Consider the following 22,204-nt stretch of genomic DNA (forward strand, 5'->3'; position numbering starts at 1 on the left):
CACGAGCGTCCCACGAACCACCGACATCCCGGGAACCCCGCAGGTCCCGCCGGGGGTGGAGCCATGGGGTGCGGGGTTCCGCGCCGGGCCGGTCGCCGGTCGCCGGTCCCGGCTCCGGTCCCGGCTCCGGTCCGGGCCGTGGCCCCCGACGCCGCCCCCGCCGCGCGAGCCCGAGCGCACGCCGACGGCCGGGCCCCCGTGCGGGAGGGCCCGGCCGTCTGTGTGTACGTACACCGCGTACAGGTGGGGGGTTGGAGGGACCCGTGAGGCTAGAACGCGGCCTCGTCGAGCTCCATCAGGGTGTTGTCGACGGCCTCGGCGAGCGCGCGGGCCACCGCGACGCCCGGCAGGACCTCGCCGGCGAAGAACTTCGCCGCGGCGATCTTGCCGGTGTAGAACGGCACGTCCTTGGCGGAGGCGGCCGGCAGCTTCTCGGCGGCCACGGCCGCGCCCTTGAGGAGCAGGTAGCCGACGACCACGTCACCGGAGGCCATCAGCAGCCGGGTGGTGTTCTGGCCGACCTTGTAGATGTTCTTGACGTCCTCGCCGGTGGCGGTGAGGTCGACGACCATCTGGCCGACGATGGCCTCCAGGTCGACGGCCGCCTTGGCGAGCGCGTCGCGGGCCGGGGCCAGCTCCTCGCCGCCCTCGCCCTCGGCCAGGAACTTCTTGATCGTCTCGGTGAGGACGTTCAGGGCGGCACCCTGGTCGCGGACGATCTTCCGGAAGAAGAAGTCCTGGCCCTGGATGGCCGTGGTGCCCTCGTAGAGGGTGTCGATCTTGGCGTCGCGGATGTACTGCTCGATCGGGTATTCCTGCAGGTAGCCCGAGCCGCCGAAGGTCTGGAGCGACTGCGCGAGCTGCTCGTAGGACTTCTCGGAGCCGTAGCCCTTCACGATCGGCAGGAGCAGGTCGTTGAGGCCCACGAGGGACGCGGTGTCCTCACCGGCGGCCTGCTTGACCTGGATCTCGTCCTGGACGGAGGCGGTGTACAGGACCAGGGCGCGCATGCCCTCGGCGTACGCCTTCTGCGTCATGAGCGAGCGGCGCACGTCGGGGTGGTGCGTGATGGTGACCTTGGGGGCCGTCTTGTCCATGAAGTTGGCCAGGTCCGGACCCTGCACGCGCTCCTTGGCGTACTCCAGGGCGTTCAGGTAGCCGGTCGACAGGGTCGCGATGGCCTTCGTGCCGACCATCATCCGGGCGAACTCGATGATCATGAACATCTGGCGGATGCCGTCGTGCTTGTCACCGATCAGCCAGCCCTTGGCGGGGTGCTGGTCGCCGAAGGTCATCTCGCACGTGTTGGAGGCCTTGAGGCCCATCTTGTGCTCGACGTTCGTCGCGTAGACGCCGTTGCGCTCGCCCAGCTCGCCGGTCTCCCAGTCGAAGTGGAACTTCGGGACCAGGAAGAGCGAGAGGCCCTTGGTGCCCGCGCCGTGGCCCTCGGGGCGCGCGAGGACGTAGTGGAGGATGTTCTCCTCCATGTCGTGCTCGCCCGAGGTGATGAAGCGCTTCACGCCCTCGATGTGCCAGGAGCCGTCGTCCTGCTGGACCGCCTTGGTGCGGCCGGCGCCGACGTCCGAACCGGCGTCCGGCTCGGTGAGGACCATCGTGGAGCCCCAGCGCTTCTCGACCGCGAGCGCGGCGATCTTCTTCTGGACCTCGTTGCCCTCTTCGAAGAGGACGCCGGCGAACGCCGGGCCGGAGGAGTACATCCACACGGCCGGGTTCGCGCCCAGGATCGTCTCGGCGAAGGCCCAGATCAGGGAGCGGGGCGAGGTGGTGCCGCCGATCTCCTCGGGCAGGCCCAGACGCCAGTACTCGGAGTCCATGAAGGCCTTGTAGCTCTTCTTGAAGGACGCCGGGACGGGCGCGGTGTTCGTCGTCGGGTCGAAGACCGGCGGGTTGCGGTCGGCGTCCTCGAAGGACGCGGCCAGCTCGTTCTCGGAGAGCTTGGCTATCTCGCTGAGGATGGTCTTCGCGGTCTCGGTGTCCATCTCACCGAACGGGCCGGTGCCGTACACGTTGTCGCGCCCGAGCACCTCGAAGAGGTTGAACTCGATGTCGCGGAGATTCGACTTGTAGTGCCCCATGGCGACGGCTCCGTAGTGCTCGGTGAGACGGGAAGGATCCTCGTGCGTGCGTGCATACCAATCGGTAACGTAATGATGCTACCCGCCGGTAATAAAGTGCAACCCCTACCGGCGGGACTGTGACCTCTCTCTCGGACGACTGTCCCGAGAGCCCCCTCAGTCCGGCCTCAGTCCCGCCTCGGTCTCACTCGAGGGGCGGCCGCGCGCTCAGGCGCCGGCGCCGTGGGCGACGGCCTGCTCCGCCGCCACCGGCTCCGGGAAGGCCAGCCGGGGCGAGCCGCCCGCCCACCACACGCCGATCACGAAGGCGGCCGTGGCCTCCACGTACCCGGCCCGGTCCAGCCCTCCGGCCGGCATCGGGGTCCAACCCATCCCGGTGACCAGTTCCGCGACGCGCTCGGCGGCCCCCGCGTCGTCGGCGCAGTACGGCACCGCGGGCCGGGTCCCGCCGAAGGCGGAGACCGGCAGCCCCCACACGCTCTCGTGGGCCAGGTTGAAGGCCTTCACCACGTGCGCCCCGGGCGCCGCCGCCTGGACGCGGGCGGCCGTGCTCGGCCCGCCGTCGGTGGTCAGCATCACCCCGCCCGCCCCCGGAGCCAGCGGGTTCGTGCAGTCCACCACCGCCCGCCCGGCCAGCGCCGCCGCGTGCTCCGCCGCCAGCGCCGGGGCCGCCTCGGCCGGTACGGCGAGCAGCGCGAGCTCCCCGTACTCCGCCGCCCGCGCGAGGCTCCCGTGCCCGGCCGCCCCGATCCGCCGGGCCAGGGCCAGGGCCGCCGCCTCGTCGCGCCCGCCGACGAACACCTCGTGCCCGGCCCGCACCCAGGCCCCGCCCAGGGACTCCGCCATGGCTCCCGTTCCCAGTACGCCGATCTGCATCGCCGCCACCTCTTTCTGTTGTCTGTCGTTGCCGTCGTTCTCCGGTGGCCGAAGCTACGGATGGCGATACACACCGACCGGTGTCCATCGGGGGCGGCAGGATGGGGCGCATGGAGAAGCTGCCCGAACCGGCCGCGGGGCTGCCGGACCTCACGTACACGGCGGACTGCCGGGCGCGCGTCGCCTTCGAGGTGCTGGCGAACCGCTGGGACAGCGTCGTGGTCTTCACGCTCGGCGCGGCGGGCCGGCCGATGCGGCCGCGGGCGTTGGTCGCACGGATCGGCGGGATCAGCCCGAAGGCGCTGAACGAGGCGCTGCGGCGGCTGGAGCGCAACGGCCTCGTGGAGCGGCGGGCGTACGCCGAGGCCCCGCCGCGGGTGGACTACGCCCTGACCGCGGCCGGTACGGCCCTGCTCACGCCGATGCGGGCGATGGGGGCCTGGGCCGCGCAGCACGCGGACGACGTGCTCGACGCGCAGGACCGGTACGAAGCCCGCCTACGGCTGCGCGAGCTCGGCCCAGACGGTCTTGCTCCCGGGCCCCTGGATGACGCCCCATTGCAGCGCCAGCGCGTCGAGCAGGGCTAGGCCCCGCCCGGACTCCTGGTCTGCGGCTGCTTCCCGCGGTACGGGGCATGCGTGCGGGTCGGGGTCGGTGAGCTCGACCCGCGTACGGGCTGCCCTTCCGGTGACCCGCAGCGTGACGGGCGTGCCTTCGCCGAGGTGGAGGAGGGCGTTGGTGAGCAGCTCGCTCACACAGAGCTCGGCGTCGTGGCTGCGGGTGTGCTCGCGCACGGCGTGCCGGGCCAGGGGGACGGCCCCGGGGGTGGCGAGCAGCCGCAGCACGAGGGTCACCGCGCGCCCAGGGCGTCGGCGAGGCGCTGCGCGGTGGCGGGGTTGCAGTTGCCGAGGGCGATCAGGGGTGGGCTGGCGTACCGCCCGGCGTAGGAGAGGAGGTGGAGGTCGAGGGAGGGCAGCACGATCCCGTGCCCGGAGAGTGCGGAGCGGAGGTTCTCCAGGGCCTGGGTCGCCTCGTGGTCGTGGGGGTGGTCGCTCATGGGGACGTCGGCCTTTTCGCAGCGGGGAGTGACGAACTGCTCACAGCGTGGCGCGGCTCGGCGTAGCGTGGGAAGAGTTTCGAGTTCCGCTGGACAAGTGGCAAATGGCGGTGGTGGGTTGTGCCCGCTCGTAAGGACCCCGACGCTTCGGCGAATGTGCCGTCCTTCTATGGCGCCGAGCTGCGCTACAAACGGGAATCCGCGGGGCTCACGCTGGAACAGTTGGCGGAGGGCAGCTTTCGGGGAGTGCCGTTCCTGAGCCAGATCGAGCACGGCGAGCGGCGCATGCCGCTGGATCTGGCCCGGCACGTGGACGGGAAGCTGGGCACGGACGGGTTTTTCGAGCGGCGCTGTGAAGATGCGCGCAAGGCGAGGCAGTCCGGGCACGCGGAGTACTTCGCGGACGTCGCGGAGATGGAGCCGTACGCGGAGACCATCGAGGAGTGGGCTCCGATGCTCGTCCCCGGCCTGTTGCAGACACCCGCTTATGCGCGGGCGCTCACGCGGGCAGCGATGCCCCGGGCCCTCGACAGCGAGGTCGAGGAGAAGGTGCAGGCCCGAGTCGCGCGGGCCCAGCTGTTCAAGGGCGAGTCGCCCCCGGCCTACTGGGTGGTAGTGGACGAGTCGCTGATCCGGCGGCGGGTGGTGCCCGCGGGCGGGATGGTCGAGTTGCTGGACCACATCGCGAACGTGGTCAGAACCACTCGTTCCATTCTGCAGATCGTTCCGGAAAACGCTGCGGCCCATCCGTTCATGATGGGCATGGCCAAGGTGATGACCTTCGTGGATGCGCCGCCCGTCGTGTACACCGAGAGCCTGCACAGCGGACAACTCATCGACTTTCCGGCCCTCGTGAAGGACTACCGCAGGTCGTACGATCTGCTCAGGGCTGTCGCGCTGTCACCTGAGGCGTCCCTGGCGAGGATCGACGCAGCTGCAGAGGACTTCAGAAATGGCAAGCACCGCGATTGACTTGACGTCCGCCTGCTGGCGCAAGAGCAGCTTCAGCAACGGCACCGGCGGTGACTGCGTAGAGGTGGCCGACGGCCTGACCGGGCTCGTCCCCGTGCGGGACTCCAAGGTGGAGGGCGGGCCCGTCCTCATGATCGGGGCCACCGCATGGCACGGCTTCGTGCGGGGGCTGAAGTCCCACTGACCGGAACTCGTCGTCCCGGCGGGCCACGCCCTCGGTAGGCTTCGGGCCATGTACGGCTATGACCAGAACGTGAGCGCGGGGCAGCAGGGCTACGCCCAGCCCCAGCAGGGCTACGCGCAGCAGCCTCAGCAGCCGCTGTACCCCGAGCCCTCCCCGCCCTCCCTCGCGGACGCGGTCCGCGCGTTCACGACCGGGTCGCTGTCCGCCGAGGACTTCCAGCAGATCTTCGCCTCCTCGAAGGTCTACTGCCCGCGCGGCGACACCCCGGGCTTCCTCGCGCTGCACAACACGCAGCAGCCGGTCATCCCCATGTTCACCACGCTCAAGGAGCTGCGCCGGTACGCCGGCAAGGAGTCCAAGTACTTCGTGATCACCGGCGCCGAGGTGATCGACCTGCTGCCCACCGGGTACGGCTTCGTCCTCGACATGGAGGGCGACCACCGGATGGTCTTCGATGCGAAGGCGGTCGAGCAGATGGTCGACTTCGCCATGCGCCGCATGTACGGCTAAGAAGCCAACGCCGGGGGGCTGCCATGCTGCGCGTGCACTTCGAGGCCGAGGACCTGCTCAACGTCACCTTCGCGAGCGAGCCGCTGCCCTTGGTGGAGCTGGCCCTCGCGCTGGTGGCCGCACAGCGTACGGACCAGCAGGCGGTTTTCGGCCGTTGGCGGAGCCTTGCCGCGCGGGAGCTGCCGGGGCGGGTGCGGCCGCTTTTCGACCTCCTGCGTCCCGACGGCGACAACCCCCACTTCGTGGAGCCGTACGCGCGGAGCCTGGAGGAGGGCCTCACCGTCATCCGGGACCGGGTCTCCTTCCTGACCCCGGAGGGCCTGGCCCGCGCCGCCACCCGTGCGCCGGGGTCCCCGTCCTGGCTGCGCGCGTTGTGGGGGCAGGACCGGGAGGCCTGGGAGCAGCTCGACTCCGCGATCCGGTCCGCGTACGACGTGCTCATCGCCCCGCAGTGGCCGCGCATCCGGCAGTCCTTCCAGGCGGACGTGGCCTGGCGGACCCGGCTGCTGGCCGCGCACGGGATCAAGGCCTGCCTGGCCAGCACCCACGTGGCGGCCGACTGGTCGGGCCTGGTCTTCGAGGTGGACCGGCCGCCGGACTACGAGGTCCGGCTCGGCGGGCGCGGGCTGGTGCTGATGCCCTCGCCGTTCTGGACGGGCCGGCCGCTGCTGGACGACCACCCGGACGGGACGTACGTACTCCTCTACCCGGCGCTGACCCCTCTGCCGCTGGTGTCCCCGGACCGGGCGGAAGGCGCGCTGGACGCGCTGCTGGGGCGGACCCGGGCGGCGGTGCTCCAGCTGCTGATCGAGCAGCGGACCACTTCCGAGCTGGCCCGCGACCTCGACATCAGCCTTCCGTCGGTCTCGGAGCACACCCGCACCCTGCGCGCGGCGGGCCTGATCACCACGGCCCGGGACGGCAAGGCGGTCCTGCACTCCGCGACGGCGCTGGGCGTGGACCTGTTGCACAGCGGAGGCTGAGCCTTCAGGGGGAGCGGTGGCGGAGCCGCCAGAAGACCGCCGCCACCGCGGCCACCGCGACGGCAAGGGCGCCGTACGTCCACAGCAGGGCGAGGTCGGGGCGGTGGGCCAGGGAGGTGCGGATGCCCGCGAAGGCCAGGGCGCCGATCGCCTGGGCGGCGCCGTCCACGCCCTTGAACCCCGTCGACCAGCGCAGCAGCAGGCACCAGGCCAGGCAGAGGGCGCCCCAGGTGGCGAGGTAGGGCCAGGGCGAGCCGGGGAGCGGTTGCAGCGGGCTGACGGTGCCCGCCCACCGGTAGGAGGCGTACCCGACGGCCACGACCGCGGCCGTGACGGCTACGGACCAGCCCAGTGCGGCGAGCGCGGCCCGTAAGGTCCCGTGCCCGGTGCGCACCTCCGCCCTGGGCTGTGCGCCGTCGGCCTCGTTCGTCGGGGTGGTCACTGGTCGGGCTCCTGCCGTGCGGGGGCGTGCGTCGGTCCGTACGCATCGATCTTGAGGACGCCCGTCCGGGGCCTCTGGTTGTCCCGGGAACGACAGCGGCGGCTGCGCAGGTTTCGGCGGTACCCGAAAGGATCGCGGCGGCGGACGGGAGTCCCGAATATCAGTGCTGCGGGGGGAACCCGCTCCTACTGACAGGGGGACTTTGATGGGACGTACGTCCTTGGGCGCGAAGCTCGCGGCAGTGGCGGCCACGGGGGTGATGGCGCTGGGTACGGGGGTCCTGGCGGCATCGCCGGCGCAGGCCGTCGCGACCTACTGCCCGAGCGGGTACGCCTGCATCTACTGGGGCACCACCGAGGCCAGCGGGATCCGGCAGAGCTGGAAGTACGCGGGCGTGTACAAGATCTACGGCTACGACGGCAACCACCTGATCAAGAACAACCAGACCGACGGTTGGAAGATCTGGCTGTGCCACAACACCAACGGCACGGACTGTGACGGCGTGTGGCCGGGGCAGTCGGTCGTGCTCAACATGACGCCGTACAACTCGGTCTCCATCGAGCCGTAGGTCTACCGCGGGGGATGCACGGGGGGTCCCCCACGACCCTGCTCGATCTCCATCTCCATCTCGATCCGGATCTCGACCTGAGGAGCCAGCAATGACTCGTACTCGTAAGACGTCGACCACGCGTGCAGGGCTTCGTACGAAGGCGGCCGCGGTGCTGGCGACCGTGGCCCTGGCCATGGGCGTGGGCGCCCTCGCCGCGGCTCCGGCCGAGGCGGCGCCGGCGCACTGGTGCCGGTTCCACCCCAGCTGCGACTGACGGTGCCGCGCGCCGGGCGCGCGGTCGGGTGAACCTGAGACCCCGGGGGAATTCCCCCGGGGTCTTCCCTGTTCTGTCGGGTGGCAGAAAGTTCGGGTTTCAACTAAACTCGACGCCAGAAGGAGGTTCCGACCATGCCTGCAGTGACTGTGGAGAACCCGTTGACGCTCCCGCGCGTCGGGGAGCCGGCCCAGGAGACGACCGCCCGCAAGGTGCTGGCCGTCACGACCGCCCCGGGTGGCTTCGAGGGCGAGGGATTCCCGGTGCGCCGTGCGTTCGCCGGGATCAACTACCAGTACCTCGACCCGTTCATCATGATGGACCAGATGGGCGAGGTGGAGTACGCCCCGGGCGAGCCCAAGGGCACCCCGTGGCACCCCCACCGCGGCTTCGAGACCGTCACCTACCTGATCGACGGAACCTTCGTCCACCAGGACAGCAACGGCGGCGGCGGAGTCATCAACGGCGGCGACACCCAGTGGATGACGGCGGGCAGCGGCCTGCTGCACATCGAGGCTCCGCCGGAGTCGCTCGTGGTGTCCGGCGGGCTCTTCCACGGCCTCCAGCTGTGGGTGAACCTCCCCGCCTCCGACAAGATGATGCCCCCGCGCTACCAGGACATCGGCGGCGGCCAGGTCCAGCTGCTCTCCACCCCGGACGGCGGCGCCCTGCTCCGCGTGATCGCCGGTGAGCTGGACGGCCACGAGGGCCCCGGCATCACCCACACCCCGATCACGATGATCCACGCGACGGTCGCACCCGGCGCGCAGATCACTCTCCCGTGGCGCGAGGACTTCAACGCCCTGGCGTACGTACTGGCCGGGCGCGGCTCGGTCGGCGAGGACCGTCGGCCCATCCACACCGGGCAGACCGCGGTCTTCGGCGAGGGCGGCTCGCTGACCCTGCGGGCGGACGAGGGCCAGGACTCCAACGCGCCCGCGCTGGAGATCGTCCTGCTCGGCGGGCAGCCGATCCGGGAGCCGATGGCGCACTACGGGCCGTTCGTGATGAACAGCAAGCACGAACTCCAGCAGGCGTTCGACGACTTCCAGGCGGGCCGCCTGGGCCGCATCCCCACCACGGCCCGCACCGGCCTCGGCCACCGCGGCACGGGCGAGGCGTCGGAGGACTGACCCCGGCCCGGAAGTCCGGGCCCCGCACGGCGAAGCCCCTGGCCCATTCGGCCCGGGGCTTCGCCGTGTGGTGGTGCGTCGGCGAGGCCGGAGGATCATGGCCGGAACTTGATCATCTCGGGCTGATGGGACGTGGACGTACCCGCAACTACGTCCTATTCTTTGGGCGCTCGGCCCGGAAGGCGCCGGCAGACTCGTGCCCCGGTCGGCCTCTGGCGCATCCGCCGGGCGAGGCCGGAGGGCTCCTGCCGACCCGCCCCCTCCGCGATGCGAAGAAGGACACGGATGGCGCAGGACGTGGGCACGACGACGACCGACGTGGCTCGGCTGAGCCTCCCGGAGTCCGAAATACCCGGAACGGCAATCGAGACGGCACCCGAGACGGCACCCGAGACGGCACCCGAGCCGACCGGCGGTACGTCCGGTCGGCGCCGTCGACGGTGGGTGGTGGCCGTGGCCGTCGGTGCCGTGGTCGCCACGCTCGGCGGGCTGGGTGCGGCGCTGCTGGTGAAGTCGCCGGCGCAGGTCGCCGCGGACGCCGCCGCGCCCCGGCCCGACGTGCTGACCGCGACGGTGGAGCACCGGGTGCTCACGTCGTCCGTCATCACCCGCGGCCAGGTCGTCGCGGGCCAGACGGTCGAGGTGATTCCCCAGGTGACCGCCGGGGTGGGTGCCGCGCGTCCGGTGATCACCAAGATCCGGGTCCGGCCGGGGGACACGGTGCAGCCGGGACAGGTCCTGATGGAGGTGTCCGGGCGGCCCGTGTTCGTGCTGGAGGGCAACCTGCCCGTCTACCGCGACCTGAGCCCGGGGGCCACGGGCGACGACGTCGCTCAGCTGCAGAAGGCGCTGAAGGCGCTGGGTCATTCCTCGGCGCCCGACGCCGGGGGCACCTTCGGTGCCGGTACGAAGGCCGCGCTCACCTCCTTCTACAAGGCCGTGGGATACACCCCGGTGTCCGCGAACGGCGCCGAGGGGGACCCGGTCGGGGAGGCCCGGAGCCAGGTCACCGCCGCCCAGCGGGCACTGGAGGACGTTCGGAGCGCGCAGGCGCAGGCGTCCAAGCCGGGGGAGAAGCCGGGTGCCAAGCCGGGCGAGGAGGCGGCGGCCACCGGCGGTGGCGACGGCGGCAGGGCCGTGCGCCGGGCGCAGGAGGACCTGGCCGAGGCGAAGAAGAAGCTCGCGGCCGCGGAAGCGGCCTCCGGGCCGAAACTGCCCGCGGCCGAGGTGGTGTTCCTGCAGAGCTTCCCCGCCCGGGTGGACTCGGTGGCGGCGAAGGTCGGCGGCGAGGCGACCGGTACCGCGATGACGCTGTCCGCGGGCAAGTTGGTGGTGCAGGCCTACGTTCCCGAGTACCAGAAGGACCTCATCCAGCCGGGACGTGCGGCCGAGATCCACTCCGAGGTGACCGGCCTGTCCGCGAAGGGCGAGGTCACGCTCGTCTCCGACAAGCGCTCCGAGGCCGGCCCCTCGACCGGACAGGCGAAGCCCGGTGCGGACGCGGCGCCCGCGCCGGGTGGCCAGGGGGCGACCGGGTGGCTCGTGGAGATCACCCCGAGTGAGCCGCTGAAGGCGGAACTGACCGGCCAGGACGTACGGGTCACCGTCACCGCGGCATCGACGGAGGGCAAGGCGCTCGTCGTGCCGATCACGGCGATCAGCTCCGGGGCCGACGGCCTGACCACCGTGACCGTGCTCGGCGAGGGCGGGGAGCGGCGCCGGGTGGAGATACGGTCGGGCACGGCGGGGGACGGTTTCGTGGCCGTCACACCCGTGGCGGACGGTGCGCTGGCCGGGGGCGACCGGGTGATCATCGGAGTCGCGCGCGAGAAGGCTTCCCCGTGACCGGTCTCGCCTTGACGGCGTCCGAGACGGCATCCGAGCCGGTCATCGAGTTCCGCGGGATCGGGCTGACCTACCCCGGGCCGCCTCCCGTGGCCGCCCTCAGGGCCTGCGACCTGACCGTCGGGCGGGGCGAGTTCGTCGCCGTCGTCGGTCCGTCGGGTTCGGGGAAGTCCACGTTCCTCAACATCGTCGGACTGCTGGACGCGCCCACCGGCGGAACGTACCTCCTGGACGGCATCGACACCGGCACGCTCCGGGACGCCGACCGCACCGCCCTGCGCGGGCTGCGCATCGGCTTCGTGTTCCAGTCCTTCCATCTGCTGCCCCAGCGCAGCGCGTTGGAGAACGTCACGCTCGCCCTGGTCTACGACGGCACCCCGCGCCGGGAGCGGCGCGCCCGGGCCCGCCATGCTCTGGAGCAGGTCGGTCTCGGCCACCGCATCGACTCGCTGCCCACGCGGCTGTCCGGCGGGGAACGCCAGCGGGTGGCCATCGCCCGCGCACTGGTGACCCGGCCCTCCCTGCTGCTGTGCGACGAACCGACCGGAAACCTCGACACGGCGAACGCCGATTCCGTACTGGCCCTGCTGGAGCGGCTGCACGCCGACGGCATGACGGTCCTGGTGATCACCCACGATCCTCTCGTCGCCGCCCGTGCCAAGCGCACGGTGACGATCCGGGACGGAGTGCTGAGCGTCTCGGACCCGGCCGCGTCCGAGGTGTCGGAGGTGGCCGGGTGAGGCCGGTGTGGCCGGTGTGGCGTGCGCGGCGCAGGAACGGGATCCGGCCCTCCGTGTTCGGCTGGCGCGACGTGCTCTCCGAGTCCCTCGCCGGAATGCTCCAGCGGCCCGGCCGCTCGGCGCTGACCGCCCTCGGGACGGTGCTCGGCGTGGGCACGTTCGTGGCGATCCTCGGGCTGACGGCCACCACCTCGTCCCAGATCGACACCCGGTTCAATGCGCTGAGTGCGACCGAGGTGACCGTCGAGGACATCGCGCAGGAACAGAACCAGTTCGCCGGACCGGCCTTCCCGAAGGACGCCGACGCACGGATCGAGGGCCTCAACGGGGTCGAGCACGCCGGGGTGTTCTGGCCCGTGAGGCTGTCCGCGGAGGAAGCCGTCAGCACCTCCGCCGTGGTCGGGGACCGCCGTACCCAGGGCGCCACCGACGTCGTGGCCGCCTCGCCCGGGGTGCTCGCCGCGGCGGGCGCCCGCCTGGCCGAGGGAAGGCTCTACGACGCCTACGCCTCGGACCGGGAAGCGCCGGTGGCCGTCATCGGTACGGGAGTTGCCGACCGGCTCGGCATCACCACGCTGGAGACCAACCCGGCGGTCTTCATCGGCGGCCGGCCGTTCACCGTCATCGGCATCGTCGCCGACACGGAACGCAAGGCCGACCTGCTGATGTCGGTCGTCGTACCCCGCACCACGGCGGCACGGATCTGGGGCGAGCCCACCTCCGGTGGGGCGCGGATGCTGGTCACGACCAGGCTCGGCGCGGCCCGGCAGATCGGGCACGAGGCCCCTACGGCGCTGCGCCCCGACCATCCGGAGTACTTCAAGGTCGTTCCGCCGCCCGACCCCAAGATGCTCCGGGGCCAGGTCGGCGACGACCTGAACCGGCTGTTCCTGCTGCTGGCGGCCATCTGCCTGGTGATCGGCGCCGTCGGCATCGCCAACACCACCCTGGTCGCCGTCCTGGAGCGCACGGGAGAGATCGGTTTGCGCCGGGCCCTCGGCGCACGAGGCCGCCACATCACCGTGCAGTTCCTCGCGGAGTCCGGAGCGCTCGGGGCGCTGGGCGGCCTCGTCGGGACCTCCCTGGGCGTCCTGACCGTGGTGATCGTCGCCGTGTTCCGCGACTGGACCCCGGTGGTGCACCCGGTGACGGCGGCGGCGGCGCCGGTCATCGGACTGGTGACGGGCCTCGTCGCCGGCCTCTACCCCGCATGGCGTGCCGCGCGCATCCAGCCGGCGGAGGCCCTGCGCCGCTGACGGCCGCCCCGGGCTCTTGCGGGCCGCGCGCTCCTCGTCGATCGTCGTCTCCATGGGGATGCTGACGACCTGTCTGGTCTCGCTGGTGGGGGTGAACCTCGCCTTCGGACTGCTCCGGCTGTGGCGGCGGTCGGTGGAGGCCCGGATGGTCCGGCAGGTGCGGGCCCGGCCGGAGCTCGACGCCTACCACGCGGAACTGCTGGGCGCCGCAGAGCCGTTGTGCGCGAGGGACCACCAGCCCGACAGGCTGGCGCGCAACTCCCACCGGGCGTCCGCCGTGGCCCTGCGCCTGATGCGTGAGGACGGCGTGCTGCACGGTCGCGACGGCGGCGACGGTGGTGACGGCGACCGCGAAGGCGGCCTGGAGGTGAGGGAGGGCGCCGCCGTGCCGGCGCACCCGGTCACCGCGGCGGCGTTCCGTGCGCTCCGCCGGTACTCGACGGACGAGGGCGGCTCCCGCCTCGGCGTCGACGGCGGCGATCCGGGATTCCGGGCCGCCGTCCGCGCCCACCTGGACGAACTCTTCGCCCACGCCCCGGCCGCCCGCCTGCACATGACCCCCTTCGTCAACGACGCGGCCCTGTGGTCCTACGGCATCGGCGCGGCGGCCCCCGCCGTCCACACCTTCTTCCTCATGCGCGCCACCGCCCCCGGGGACCCGGACATCGCGCAGGGCTCCTTCGTGCTGGCCTCGCTCGTCTTCGTGGCGGGCCTGATCGTGCTCACGGCCCAGGCCGGCAACACCTGGCACCCCCTCGCGGAGCGGGATGTCCCCGCCGCGTTCAGGCTGCCGGGGCCGCCCCCCTCAGCAGGCTGACCAGCCGCGAGCTGCTGTCGGCGCCGAAGCCCGCGGCGACCCCGCGCCGGTAGAGGTCGGCGTGCGCGGTCAGGATCCCGGTGTCCACACCGGAGTCGGCGGCGGTGTGCAGGACGTGCTCCACGCTCGCCGCGCACATCGCGAGACGCTGGTGCGTGCCCTCGTGCGCGCCGGCGTCGATGAGCGGGGCGGAGCCCTCGTAGAACATGCGCATGGTGTCGGCCGTGTAGCCGGCGTACGGCACGATGTCCGCGGCCGTCAGACCGTTGGCCTGCGCCACGGCGAGGGCCTGGTACCAACCGGTGTACGCGGTCCAGAACATGATCATGTTGAGCTGGTAGTAGAGCTGCGCGTACCCGGCGTCGGCGCCGCGGTAGTCGGTGTCGGCGAGCAGGTCGAGCGCCGCGCGGTGGGCGGCGTAGACGCGCTCGGGTCCGCTGATGAAGACGGACGAGCCCTTCTGACCGATGCCGGTCGGCGGGACGTTGACCCCGCCCGTGAGGTACGAGGCTCCGCGCTCCTGCGCCCAGCGGGCGGCCGCGCGGGCCTTGTCGGGTACGTCGGAGGACAGGTTGGCCAGGACCCGGCCGCCGAGGTCGGCGTCACCGAGGGCCGTGTACATGGCGTCCACGTCGATGAGGCTGAGCACGGTCAGCTCGCTCGCGGCGACCGCGTCGGCGGCGCTGCCGGCGCGCCGGGCACCGCGCGCCACGAGCTCGGTGTCCTTGCCGGGGCTGCGGTTCCAGACGGTGACCTCGTACCCGGCGTCCAGGTAGGCGGCGGCCATGGCCCGGCCCATGGGGCCGAGTCCGATGACGGTGACCTGCTGCGGGGCCGGGTTCGTGACCTGGTTCATGACAGAGCTCTCCTCGGGTCGATGTCTGCGACTGCTCTAAAACGAACGCTCTATCCAGCGCTCGGAACGAACGTAACACGCACTAGAACGAACGCTCTATCTAGATCCCGGGATACGATGACTCCCATGGCAGCAGCACCAGAAATGAAGACGGCGGCGACGGCGGCGGCGGACGGACTCGGGACACGCGATCGGCTGGTCCGCACCGCCTCGCGCCTCCTCCAGCACGGCGGGTACGAGAACACGCCGGTCAAGCAGCTCGTCCGCGAGGCGGAGGCGACCCTCGGCTCGCTGTACCACTTCTTCCCCGGAGGCAAGCAGGAGCTCGCGGTCGCCGCGATCCACTTCGGCGACGAGGAGTTCGCCGAGGCCCTCCGCTTCGGGCTGTCCGCCCATGCGGACCCGGCGCGTGCCCTGGAGGCCGTCGCGGAGCTGCTCGCCGAGGCGCTCGAAGCGTCCGACTGGCGCGACGGCTGCCCCGTGACGCCCACGGCGCTGGAATCGGTCGGCCGACTGCCGGAGCTCCAGGCGGCCTGCGCCCAGGCCTTCGCGAACTGGCAGCAGCTCGTCGCCGCGAAGCTCCTGGCCTGCGGCCACCCGGAGGCGGAGGCGCGCGACCTGGCGGTCACCGTGATCAACACCCTGGAGGGCGCCGAGATGACCTCCCAGGTCACCCGAAGCCGCACCCCGCTCCTCCTGGCGGGCCGTCACCTGTCCCGCCTGGTCTCCTCGTACGCTTCGTGATCCGTTCGGCGGCCCGCCGGTACCGCCAGTGCCCTCAGTGCCGTCGCTGCTGAGCGCGACGCCCGCCCGGCTCGGGGTCGGGCTTCCGCCAGTAGTCCATCAGCCGGAATGCCCGTTCGCTGTACTCGCTGGGCCCGAACAGCGCGGTCAGGTACAGGGTTCCGATTCCGGCGGCGATCACCATCGCGCCCTTGCCGGCGGCGCCTGCCGGGAGGTGGTCTGCGGCATCCATCGATGTCCTGCCTCTCGCTGAGTCCCCGCCCGGTGCCGGACGTGCGGGCCCCGGGTTCCTGCCGTCCACCGTAGGAGCGGGAAGGGGGGCCGCCGGAGTTTGAGGGGAACTCGCGCCCCGGGTCCTCCCGGCGTGCTAGGCCCCCCGGGCTCAGGCCTCCGTCGCGTAGCGGGAGCGCAGTTCCGAGACGACGCCGAAGAAGGCCGCGGTCAGGGGTACGGCCAGGAGCATTCCGAGGATGCCGGCGACGCTCGCCCCGGCCGTGATCGAGAGCATCACCACCGCCGGGTGCATCTGTACGGTGCGGCTCTGCACCATGGGCTGGAGGATGTAGCCCTCGATCATCTGGACCGCGAGGACCACGCCCAGCGCCCACAGGCCGATCACCCAGCCGCGGTCGGCGAGGGCGACGAGGACGGCCACGGCGCCGGAGAGGAAGGCGCCGAGGTAGGGGATGTAGGCGGTCACGAAGACGAGGGCGGCCAGCCCGACGGCGCCGGGGACCTGCAGGATCAGCAGACCCGCGCCGATGAGGACGGCGTCGACCAGGGCCACGAAGGTGGTCCCGCGCATGAAGCCCTCGACGGCCTCGTACGCGCGCCGCCCCATCGCCTCCATCAGGTCGCCCGAGCGGCTCGGCACCATCGAGCGCAGGGTGCCCACGGCCCGGTCGGAGTCGCGGAGGAAGAAGAAGATCAGCACCATGGCCAGCAGGGCCGTCGCGAGCATCGTCGCGACCACGCTGAGCCCGGTGACCACGCCCGAGGCGGCCGTTCCGCCGAACTTGGCGAGCAGCCCCTTCGAGTTCTCGGCCACGTCCTCCACGGAGGTGCCGAGCGCCCCGAAGTGCTCCGCGAGGTCCGCGCCGGCCTTCCGCAGGGAGTCGATGATCTGGTCGCCGGTCTCGATGAGCGCGAGGACCACGATGTAGCCGGCCCCGCCGACCACCGCGGCCACGGTGAGGCAGGTGAGGGCCGCGGCGAGCGAGCGGTTCACCTTCATGGAGACCAGCCGCCGGTGCATCGGGCCGAGCAGGGCCGTACCGAGCACGGCGAGCAGAACCGGCGTGACCACCGTGCGGAAGACGGTGCACAGCCACACGACGAGGGCGAGAACGGCGGTGGCGAGGAGGACGACGACGCACCAGGCGGCGAGTCGGCGTACGGGCTCGGGCAGCAGGGGAGTTGTCGGCACAACTCATACAAACACGGGCATGGCCCGCCGCCCGGAGGTCAGTCCAGCGGGTCGGGTTCGGGTTTGGAACGCTCGTTCAGCACGAACCACGTGGACTTGCCCTCGCCGCGCGGGTCGACGCCCCAGTCGTCCGCCAGCATCTCCAGCAGCAGGACGCCCCGGCCGCTCGACGCCATCTCTCCCGGGTGGCGCTTGTGCGGCAGCTCGTCGGAGCCGTCCGCCACTTCCACCCGCAGCCGGCGCGAGCCGAGCTCGCCCACCGCCTCGGCGATCAGCAGCGCGTCCCCGTCCGTGTGGACCAGTACGTTCGTCACCATCTCGGAGACCATCAGCACCGCCGCGTCGACCTGCTCCGGGTCCGCCCAGTCGTGCAGCAGCTCGCGGATCTGCTGGCGGACCCCCGCGACCCGCTCCGGCTCCGCCTGGGCGACGGTCGTCATCGTGCGCCGGGCCGGCCGCGCCGGGTGCAGCAGCGGGGTCTCGCAGCCGCAGCCCTGGCCCTCGCGGCAGAGCAGGACGACGGCGATGTCGTCCTCGCGCCGGTCGGCCAGCGGACCGGTGGTGTGGTGGGAGGACGGGCCGTGCACCGCCTGGACCAGCAGGTCGGCCAGCCGTTCCAGGTGGCGCGGCTCCGGGGCGGCGTTCTGGTCGTCGTACGGGGCGTCGTAAGGGGTCTGCGACTCCAGGATGGCCCGCAGCCGGGCCCAGCCCGTGTCGAGGTCGTGCCCGCCCGTCTCGATCAGCCCGTCGGTGCAGAGCATCATCGTCTCGCCGGGTTCCAGGGTGAACCGCGTCGTCGGGTAGTCGGTGTCCGGCACGATGCCGAGCGGCAGCCCGCCCGCCGTGGGCCGCATCAGGACCGTGCCGTCGGCCATCCGCACCGCCGGATCGGGGTGCCCGGCGCGGGCCACCTCCAGCAGGCCGGTCTGCGGATCGCACTCCACGTACAGGCAGGTCGCGAAGCGCGGGCTCTGGAAGTCGGAGTACCCGCTCGTGTCCCCGTCCGTGCCGGGCCCCGCGCCCGGCCCCGTGCCCGCCCCGGTGTCCTGCTCCGAGCACAGGCCCGCCAGGAACCGGGAGGCGCGCGAGAGCACCGCGTCGGGCCGGTGGCCCTCGGAGGCGTACGCGCGCACCGCGATCCGCAGCTGGCCCATGAGTCCGGCCGCCCGGACGTCGTGGCCCTGGACGTCGCCGATGACCAGCGCGAACCGTCCCGACGGCAGCGGGATCATGTCGTACCAGTCGCCGCCGACCTGGAGCCCGCCGCCGGTCGGTACGTAGCGTGCGGCGAGGGTCATCCCGGGGATCTCGGGGCCGAGCTGCGGCATCATCGACCGCTGGAGGCCGGTGGTGAGCTCCCGCTCGGATTCGGCCACGCCGGCCCGCTGGAGCGCCTGCGCGAGCATCCGGGCCACCGTCGTCAGGACGGAGCGCTCGTCGGGGGAGAAGGACACCGGGTGCTTGAACGCGGCCATCCATGCGCCCATGGTGCGTCCCGCGACGATCAGCGGCAGGAAGGCCCAGGAGATCCGGCCGAAGCGCTGGGCGAGCGGCCAGGTGGCCGGAAAGCGCCGCTTGTAGTCCTCCGGGCTCGGGAGGTAGATCGCCCGCCCGGTACGGACGACCTCCGCGGCCGGGTAGTCGGTGTGCAGCGGCATGTCCGCGAAGGGGCCCTCGTCCCCGGGATCGTGCCCGTGGTGCCCGATGATCGACAGCCGGTCGCCGGACACCCCGAAGACGGCCAGCCCGTCGGGGATGAACCCGGGCATGGACAGGGAGGCCGCCACCCGCAGCACCTCGGCGGTGGAGCGGGCCTCGGCCAGCGCCCGCCCGGCGTCCAGCAGGAACGCCTCGCGCGAGCGGCGCCAGTCGCCGGTGATGGGGGTGTGCACGGCCGTGGTGCCAGGCTGGGCCTCGGCTATCTCCTGGATGGTGCCGATCAGCTCGTAGTCGACGCGGCCGTCGGCGCCCCGGTTCTCCAGCGGCTTCGAGCGGCTCCGTACGGTGCGCAGCACGCGCCCGTCCTCGTCCATGATCCGCAGCCGGGCCTCGGCGAGGGTGCCCTCGGCGACCGCGAGGTTCACGATGCCGTTGATCTCGTTCCAGTCCACCGGGTGGAAGCGCGAGCGCACGGCGACCTCGGGCAGCGCGACGGGCTCGGCGGGCAGCCCGAGCAGCCGGGCGGCCTCGCTGTCGAGGGTGACCGTCCCGGAGGCGTTGTCCCATCGCCACAAACCGGTCGCGATGGCGGCCAGGACGTCCTCTGTGCGCACTCGGTCATCTTTACAGGTCATCCGCCTGAGGTGCCTGTTCACCACCCCGGCGAGAAGCCCGGCGTGACCCCCGGCGTGCCCCCCGGCGTGACCCCGGCGAGCGGCCCCGCACGGGCTCCCGCCCCGGACGGTAACCTTGGGACGGTTGAATCCACCCTGGTATCACGTAGAACTGGATGACTGATGCATCGGTACAGGTCCCACACGTGCGGCGAGCTCCGAGCCTCCGACGTCGCCTCCGACGTCCGGCTGAGCGGCTGGCTGCACAATCGTCGAGACCTGGGCGGCATCCTCTTCATCGATCTGCGTGACCACTACGGCATCACGCAGCTCGTCGCCCGTCCCGGCACGGCCGCGAACGAGGCGCTCAGCAGCGTCACCAAGGAGACCGTCGTCCGCATCGACGGCAAGGTCGTCTCCCGCGGCGCGGACAACGTCAACCCCGAGCTCGCCACCGGCGACATCGAGGTCGAGGTCGCCTCGGTCGAGGTGCTCGGCGCCGCGGCCCCGCTGCCCTTCACCATCAACACCGACGACGGGGTGAACGAGGAGCGCCGTCTGGAGTACCGCTTCCTCGACCTGCGCCGCGAGCGCATGCACCGCAACATCATGCTGCGCTCGGCCGTCATCGCCTCCATCCGCTCCAAGATGGTGGCCCTCGGCTTCAACGAGATGGCGACCCCGATCCTCACCGCGACCTCCCCCGAGGGCGCCCGTGACTTCGTCGTGCCGTCCCGCCTGAACCCGGGCAAGTTCTACGCGCTCCCGCAGGCGCCGCAGCAGTTCAAGCAGCTGCTGATGATCTCCGGCTTCGACCGGTACTTCCAGATCGCGCCCTGCTTCCGCGACGAGGACGCCCGCGCCGACCGTTCGCCGGGCGAGTTCTACCAGCTCGACGTCGAGATGTCCTTCGTCGAGCAGGAGGACGTCTTCCAGCCGATCGAGCGGCTGATGACGGAGATCTTCACCGAGTTCGGCAAGGGCCGCCCGGTCACCTCGCCGTTCCCGCGGATCCCCTTCCGCGAGTCGATGATGAAGTACGGCAACGACAAGCCCGACCTGCGTTCCAAGCTGGAGCTCGTCGACATCACCGACGTGTTCGAGGGCTCGGAGTTCAAGGCGTTCGCCGGCAAGCACGTGCGTGCCCTGGCCGTCCCGGACACCGCCGCCCAGCCGCGCAAGTTCTTCGACGGCCTCGGCGAGTACGCGATCTCGCTGGGCGCCAAGGGCCTGGCGTGGGTCCGCGTGGGCGAGGACGGCGGCCTGACCGGCCCGATCGCCAAGTTCCTCACCGAGGAGAACGTCAAGGTCCTCACCGAGCGCCTCGGTCTGGCCGCCGGTCACGCCGTGTTCTTCGGCGCGGGCGAGTTCGACGAGGTCTCCAAGATCATGGCGGGCGTCCGCGTCGAGGCCTCCAAGCGCGCCGGGCAGTTCGAGGAGGACGTCTTCCGCTTCTGCTGGATCGTCGACTTCCCGATGTTCGAGGCGGACGAGGAGACGGGCAAGATCGACTTCTCCCACAACCCGTTCTCCATGCCGCAGGGCGGCATGAAGGACCTGGAGGAGAAGGACCCGCTCGACATCCTGGCGTGGCAGTACGACATCGTCTGCAACGGCATCGAGCTGTCCTCCGGCGCCATCCGCAACCACGAGCCCGAGGTCATGCTGAAGGCCTTCGAGATCGCCGGTTACGAGGCCGAGACCGTCGAGCGCGAGTTCGCGGGCATGCTGCGCGCGTTCCGCCTGGGCGCCCCGCCGCACGGTGGCATCGCCCCGGGCGTGGACCGCATCGTGATGCTGCTCGCCGACGAGCCGAACATCCGCGAGACCATCGCCTTCCCGCTCAACGGCAACGCGCAGGACCTGATGATGGGCGCGCCCACCATCCTGGAGGAGTCCCGCCTGCGCGAGCTGAACATCGCGCTGCGCAAGCCGGTGGAGACGAAGACCACCGAGCCGGTCGAGAAGGCCGTCAAGCCCCACCAGTAGGCCGTTCAGTAGGCCGTTGAACGCGAAGGGCCCGGGATCCGTACGGATCCCGGGCCCTTCGCGCGTGAGAGGCCTGCCAGGCCTGCCCGGCCTTCCCGGCCGGGTCAGAGCCAGCCGCGTCTGCCCGCCTCCAGCCCGGCTTCGAAACGGCTGCTCGCCCCCAGCCGTTCCATCAGCCCGGACATCTGCCGGCGGACGGTACGCAGGGAGAGCCCCAGCCGCTTGCCGGCCGCCTCGTCGGTGAGCCCGCCGGCGAGCAGTTTGAGCAGTTCCCGCTCGGTCGCGTTGAGTTCCTCGTCGTCGGCGCGGCTCCGGGTGTCCGCTCCCAGCGGTACGGCAGCCTGCCAGGCACGCTCGAACAAGGAGACCAGCGAGTTCACCATGCCGGGCGAGGTGGTGCACAGGGCGCCCGCACGGCTGTTCTCGGGGTCCACGGGGACCAGGGCGGTGGTCCGGTCGACGACGAGCAGCCGGGGCGGCACGATCGGGCTGGTGCGCACCTCGCCGCCCAGATCCGTCATCCAGCGCGCGTAGGCGTGCGTGGCGGGATCGTTGCGAGCGCTGTCCTGGTAGAGCGTCCTCATCACCACCCCCCGGGCCAGCAGGACCTCGTCCAGCGGGCGTGACGCGTCGAGGGCCCCCTGCGACTGCGCGCCGCCGGGCATGATGGACAGGCATTCCTCGCGGAGGTCGCGGGTCAGCTCGCGCAGCCGGTCCTGGATGGCGTCCAGTCCGACGAGTCGCTCGAAAGCGTCCACCTCCGGCTCCGGCCGGGCCGCTGCGAGCCCGGCCACCATCCGGGCCACGGCCTCCTTGCTGCGCGCCAGTTCCTCCTGCCGGCGCAGCACCTCTGCTTCCTGCCGGCGCAGGATCATCTCCAGGCCGACGTCCGGGCTGACCGCACGCAGCGCTCCCGGTACGTCCCGGGAGGGCTGGAGCAGCTCCAGGTCGATCAGCCGGTCCAGGCCGGCGCGTACTTCCGCCTCCGGGAACCCCAGCAAGAGGCACAACTCGGCTATTCCTGCGGTCGGTTCTTGCAGCAGTCCTCGGTAGACCGCTTCCACGGAACTGCCGAGACCCAGTGTTTCCAGCATGTTGTTCTTTTCCCCCCCATGCGAGCCACCTCAGGACACGATCCTTCGCTGTCGCGCGGTGGCACTTCTCCCCGCATCGATTCTGCT

General features: G+C 71.7%; 24 protein-coding genes. 14 read left to right on the forward strand and 10 right to left on the reverse strand.

Annotation, left to right across the window (positions count from 1 at the left end; genetic code table 11):
- Positions 1–269: 269 nt before the first annotated feature.
- Positions 270–2,096: an acyl-CoA dehydrogenase gene (locus ACFRU2_RS35855; RefSeq protein ID WP_382980211.1), complete on the reverse strand. Its 1,827-nt coding sequence runs from the start codon at positions 2,094–2,096 to the stop codon at positions 270–272.
- Between the two features lie 207 nt (positions 2,097–2,303).
- Entirely contained in the window at positions 2,304–2,972 is a 669-nt protein-coding gene (locus ACFRU2_RS35860; RefSeq protein WP_382980213.1) for an NADPH-dependent F420 reductase, read from the reverse strand.
- A gap of 110 nt (positions 2,973–3,082) precedes the next feature.
- On the opposite strand from ACFRU2_RS35860, the gene ACFRU2_RS35865 reads away from it, so the two are divergent.
- Positions 3,083–3,559: a winged helix-turn-helix transcriptional regulator gene (locus ACFRU2_RS35865; protein WP_382980214.1), complete on the forward strand. Its 477-nt coding sequence runs from the start codon at positions 3,083–3,085 to the stop codon at positions 3,557–3,559.
- On the opposite strand, the gene ACFRU2_RS35870 is transcribed toward ACFRU2_RS35865, so the two are convergent.
- A complete protein-coding gene (locus tag ACFRU2_RS35870; RefSeq protein WP_382980216.1) occupies positions 3,470–3,826 on the reverse strand; it encodes an ATP-binding protein in 357 nt (118 codons plus the stop codon). The two genes, ACFRU2_RS35865 and ACFRU2_RS35870, sit on opposite strands and share 90 nt — an antisense overlap.
- Positions 3,823–4,029: a hypothetical protein gene (locus ACFRU2_RS35875; protein ID WP_382980218.1), complete on the reverse strand. Its 207-nt coding sequence runs from the start codon at positions 4,027–4,029 to the stop codon at positions 3,823–3,825. The genes ACFRU2_RS35870 and ACFRU2_RS35875 overlap by 4 nt, the downstream gene beginning before the upstream one ends.
- 120 nt (positions 4,030–4,149) lie before the next feature.
- Here ACFRU2_RS35875 and ACFRU2_RS35880 point away from each other — a divergent pair, with 120 nt between their 5' ends.
- From ACFRU2_RS35880 to ACFRU2_RS35895, 4 genes are read left to right on the forward strand one after another with little or no spacing between them, the layout of a single operon-like run.
- On the forward strand, positions 4,150–5,001 hold the full coding sequence (locus tag ACFRU2_RS35880; protein WP_382980219.1) for a helix-turn-helix domain-containing protein: 852 nt from the start codon (positions 4,150–4,152) through the stop codon (positions 4,999–5,001).
- Positions 4,982–5,185: a DUF397 domain-containing protein gene (locus tag ACFRU2_RS35885; RefSeq protein ID WP_382980221.1), complete on the forward strand. Its 204-nt coding sequence runs from the start codon at positions 4,982–4,984 to the stop codon at positions 5,183–5,185. The genes ACFRU2_RS35880 and ACFRU2_RS35885 overlap by 20 nt, the downstream gene beginning before the upstream one ends.
- A 48-nt stretch (positions 5,186–5,233) precedes the next feature.
- Positions 5,234–5,695, forward strand: a complete 462-nt coding sequence (locus ACFRU2_RS35890; RefSeq protein WP_250738814.1) for an SseB family protein — start codon at positions 5,234–5,236, stop codon at positions 5,693–5,695.
- A 23-nt stretch (positions 5,696–5,718) separates the two neighbouring features.
- Positions 5,719–6,678, forward strand: coding sequence for a helix-turn-helix domain-containing protein (locus tag ACFRU2_RS35895; RefSeq protein WP_382980223.1), 960 nt, complete (start codon positions 5,719–5,721; stop codon positions 6,676–6,678).
- Between the two features lie 4 nt (positions 6,679–6,682).
- Here ACFRU2_RS35895 and ACFRU2_RS35900 read toward each other — a convergent pair whose 3' ends face one another.
- Positions 6,683–7,120: a hypothetical protein gene (locus ACFRU2_RS35900; protein WP_382980224.1), complete on the reverse strand. Its 438-nt coding sequence runs from the start codon at positions 7,118–7,120 to the stop codon at positions 6,683–6,685.
- Between the two features lie 205 nt (positions 7,121–7,325).
- Here ACFRU2_RS35900 and ACFRU2_RS35905 point away from each other — a divergent pair, with 205 nt between their 5' ends.
- The 7 genes from ACFRU2_RS35905 to ACFRU2_RS35935 all read left to right on the forward strand — a co-directional run bounded on the left by ACFRU2_RS35905 (position 7,326) and on the right by ACFRU2_RS35935 (position 13,735).
- Positions 7,326–7,688 (forward strand): hypothetical protein, encoded by a 363-nt coding sequence (locus ACFRU2_RS35905; protein WP_382980226.1) that lies wholly within the window; start codon positions 7,326–7,328, stop codon positions 7,686–7,688.
- Between the two features lie 91 nt (positions 7,689–7,779).
- Positions 7,780–7,944 carry a hypothetical protein gene (locus ACFRU2_RS35910; protein WP_382980227.1) on the forward strand — a complete coding sequence of 55 codons (165 nt, stop codon included), beginning with the start codon at positions 7,780–7,782 and terminating at the stop codon, positions 7,942–7,944.
- Between the two features lie 134 nt (positions 7,945–8,078).
- Positions 8,079–9,077, forward strand: coding sequence for a pirin family protein (locus tag ACFRU2_RS35915; RefSeq protein ID WP_382980229.1), 999 nt, complete (start codon positions 8,079–8,081; stop codon positions 9,075–9,077).
- A 285-nt stretch (positions 9,078–9,362) separates the two neighbouring features.
- A complete protein-coding gene (locus ACFRU2_RS35920; RefSeq protein WP_382980231.1) occupies positions 9,363–10,922 on the forward strand; it encodes a peptidoglycan-binding protein in 1,560 nt (519 codons plus the stop codon).
- Entirely contained in the window at positions 10,919–11,662 is a 744-nt protein-coding gene (locus ACFRU2_RS35925; RefSeq protein WP_382980233.1) for an ABC transporter ATP-binding protein, read from the forward strand. Before ACFRU2_RS35920 ends, ACFRU2_RS35925 begins: the two co-directional genes overlap by 4 nt.
- A 5-nt stretch (positions 11,663–11,667) precedes the next feature.
- Positions 11,668–12,918 carry an ABC transporter permease gene (locus tag ACFRU2_RS35930; RefSeq protein WP_382980361.1) on the forward strand — a complete coding sequence of 417 codons (1,251 nt, stop codon included), beginning with the start codon at positions 11,668–11,670 and terminating at the stop codon, positions 12,916–12,918.
- Positions 12,919–12,970: 52 nt separating this feature from the next.
- Positions 12,971–13,735, forward strand: coding sequence for a hypothetical protein (locus ACFRU2_RS35935; RefSeq protein ID WP_382980234.1), 765 nt, complete (start codon positions 12,971–12,973; stop codon positions 13,733–13,735).
- Here the strand turns inward: ACFRU2_RS35935 and ACFRU2_RS35940 are convergent.
- A complete protein-coding gene (locus tag ACFRU2_RS35940) occupies positions 13,701–14,591 on the reverse strand; it encodes an NAD(P)-dependent oxidoreductase (protein ID WP_382980235.1) in 891 nt (296 codons plus the stop codon). The two genes, ACFRU2_RS35935 and ACFRU2_RS35940, sit on opposite strands and share 35 nt — an antisense overlap.
- 126 nt (positions 14,592–14,717) lie before the next feature.
- Here ACFRU2_RS35940 and ACFRU2_RS35945 point away from each other — a divergent pair, with 126 nt between their 5' ends.
- Complete coding sequence (locus tag ACFRU2_RS35945; RefSeq protein WP_382980236.1) at positions 14,718–15,335, forward strand: TetR/AcrR family transcriptional regulator; 618 nt, start codon at positions 14,718–14,720, stop codon at positions 15,333–15,335.
- A gap of 34 nt (positions 15,336–15,369) precedes the next feature.
- Here ACFRU2_RS35945 and ACFRU2_RS35950 read toward each other — a convergent pair whose 3' ends face one another.
- The 3 genes from ACFRU2_RS35950 to ACFRU2_RS35960 form a co-directional block, all read right to left on the reverse strand.
- On the reverse strand, positions 15,370–15,567 hold the full coding sequence (locus tag ACFRU2_RS35950; protein WP_382980237.1) for a hypothetical protein: 198 nt from the start codon (positions 15,565–15,567) through the stop codon (positions 15,370–15,372).
- Positions 15,568–15,717: 150 nt separating this feature from the next.
- A complete protein-coding gene (locus ACFRU2_RS35955; protein ID WP_382980238.1) occupies positions 15,718–16,761 on the reverse strand; it encodes an AI-2E family transporter in 1,044 nt (347 codons plus the stop codon).
- Positions 16,762–16,799: 38 nt separating this feature from the next.
- Entirely contained in the window at positions 16,800–19,034 is a 2,235-nt protein-coding gene (locus ACFRU2_RS35960; RefSeq protein WP_382980239.1) for a SpoIIE family protein phosphatase, read from the reverse strand.
- Between the two features lie 183 nt (positions 19,035–19,217).
- On the opposite strand from ACFRU2_RS35960, the gene aspS reads away from it, so the two are divergent.
- Positions 19,218–21,023 (forward strand): aspartate--tRNA ligase, encoded by a 1,806-nt coding sequence (aspS, locus tag ACFRU2_RS35965; protein ID WP_382980241.1) that lies wholly within the window; start codon positions 19,218–19,220, stop codon positions 21,021–21,023.
- Positions 21,024–21,127: 104 nt separating this feature from the next.
- Here the strand turns inward: aspS and ACFRU2_RS35970 are convergent, their stop codons facing one another.
- Positions 21,128–22,117: a LuxR C-terminal-related transcriptional regulator gene (locus ACFRU2_RS35970; protein WP_382980242.1), complete on the reverse strand. Its 990-nt coding sequence runs from the start codon at positions 22,115–22,117 to the stop codon at positions 21,128–21,130.
- Between the last annotated feature and the right edge of the window lie 87 nt (positions 22,118–22,204).

This window comes from Streptomyces sp. NPDC056883 (genome assembly GCF_042788835.1).
In the GTDB taxonomy this organism is placed as follows: domain Bacteria; phylum Actinomycetota; class Actinomycetes; order Streptomycetales; family Streptomycetaceae; genus Streptomyces; species Streptomyces stoeckheimensis.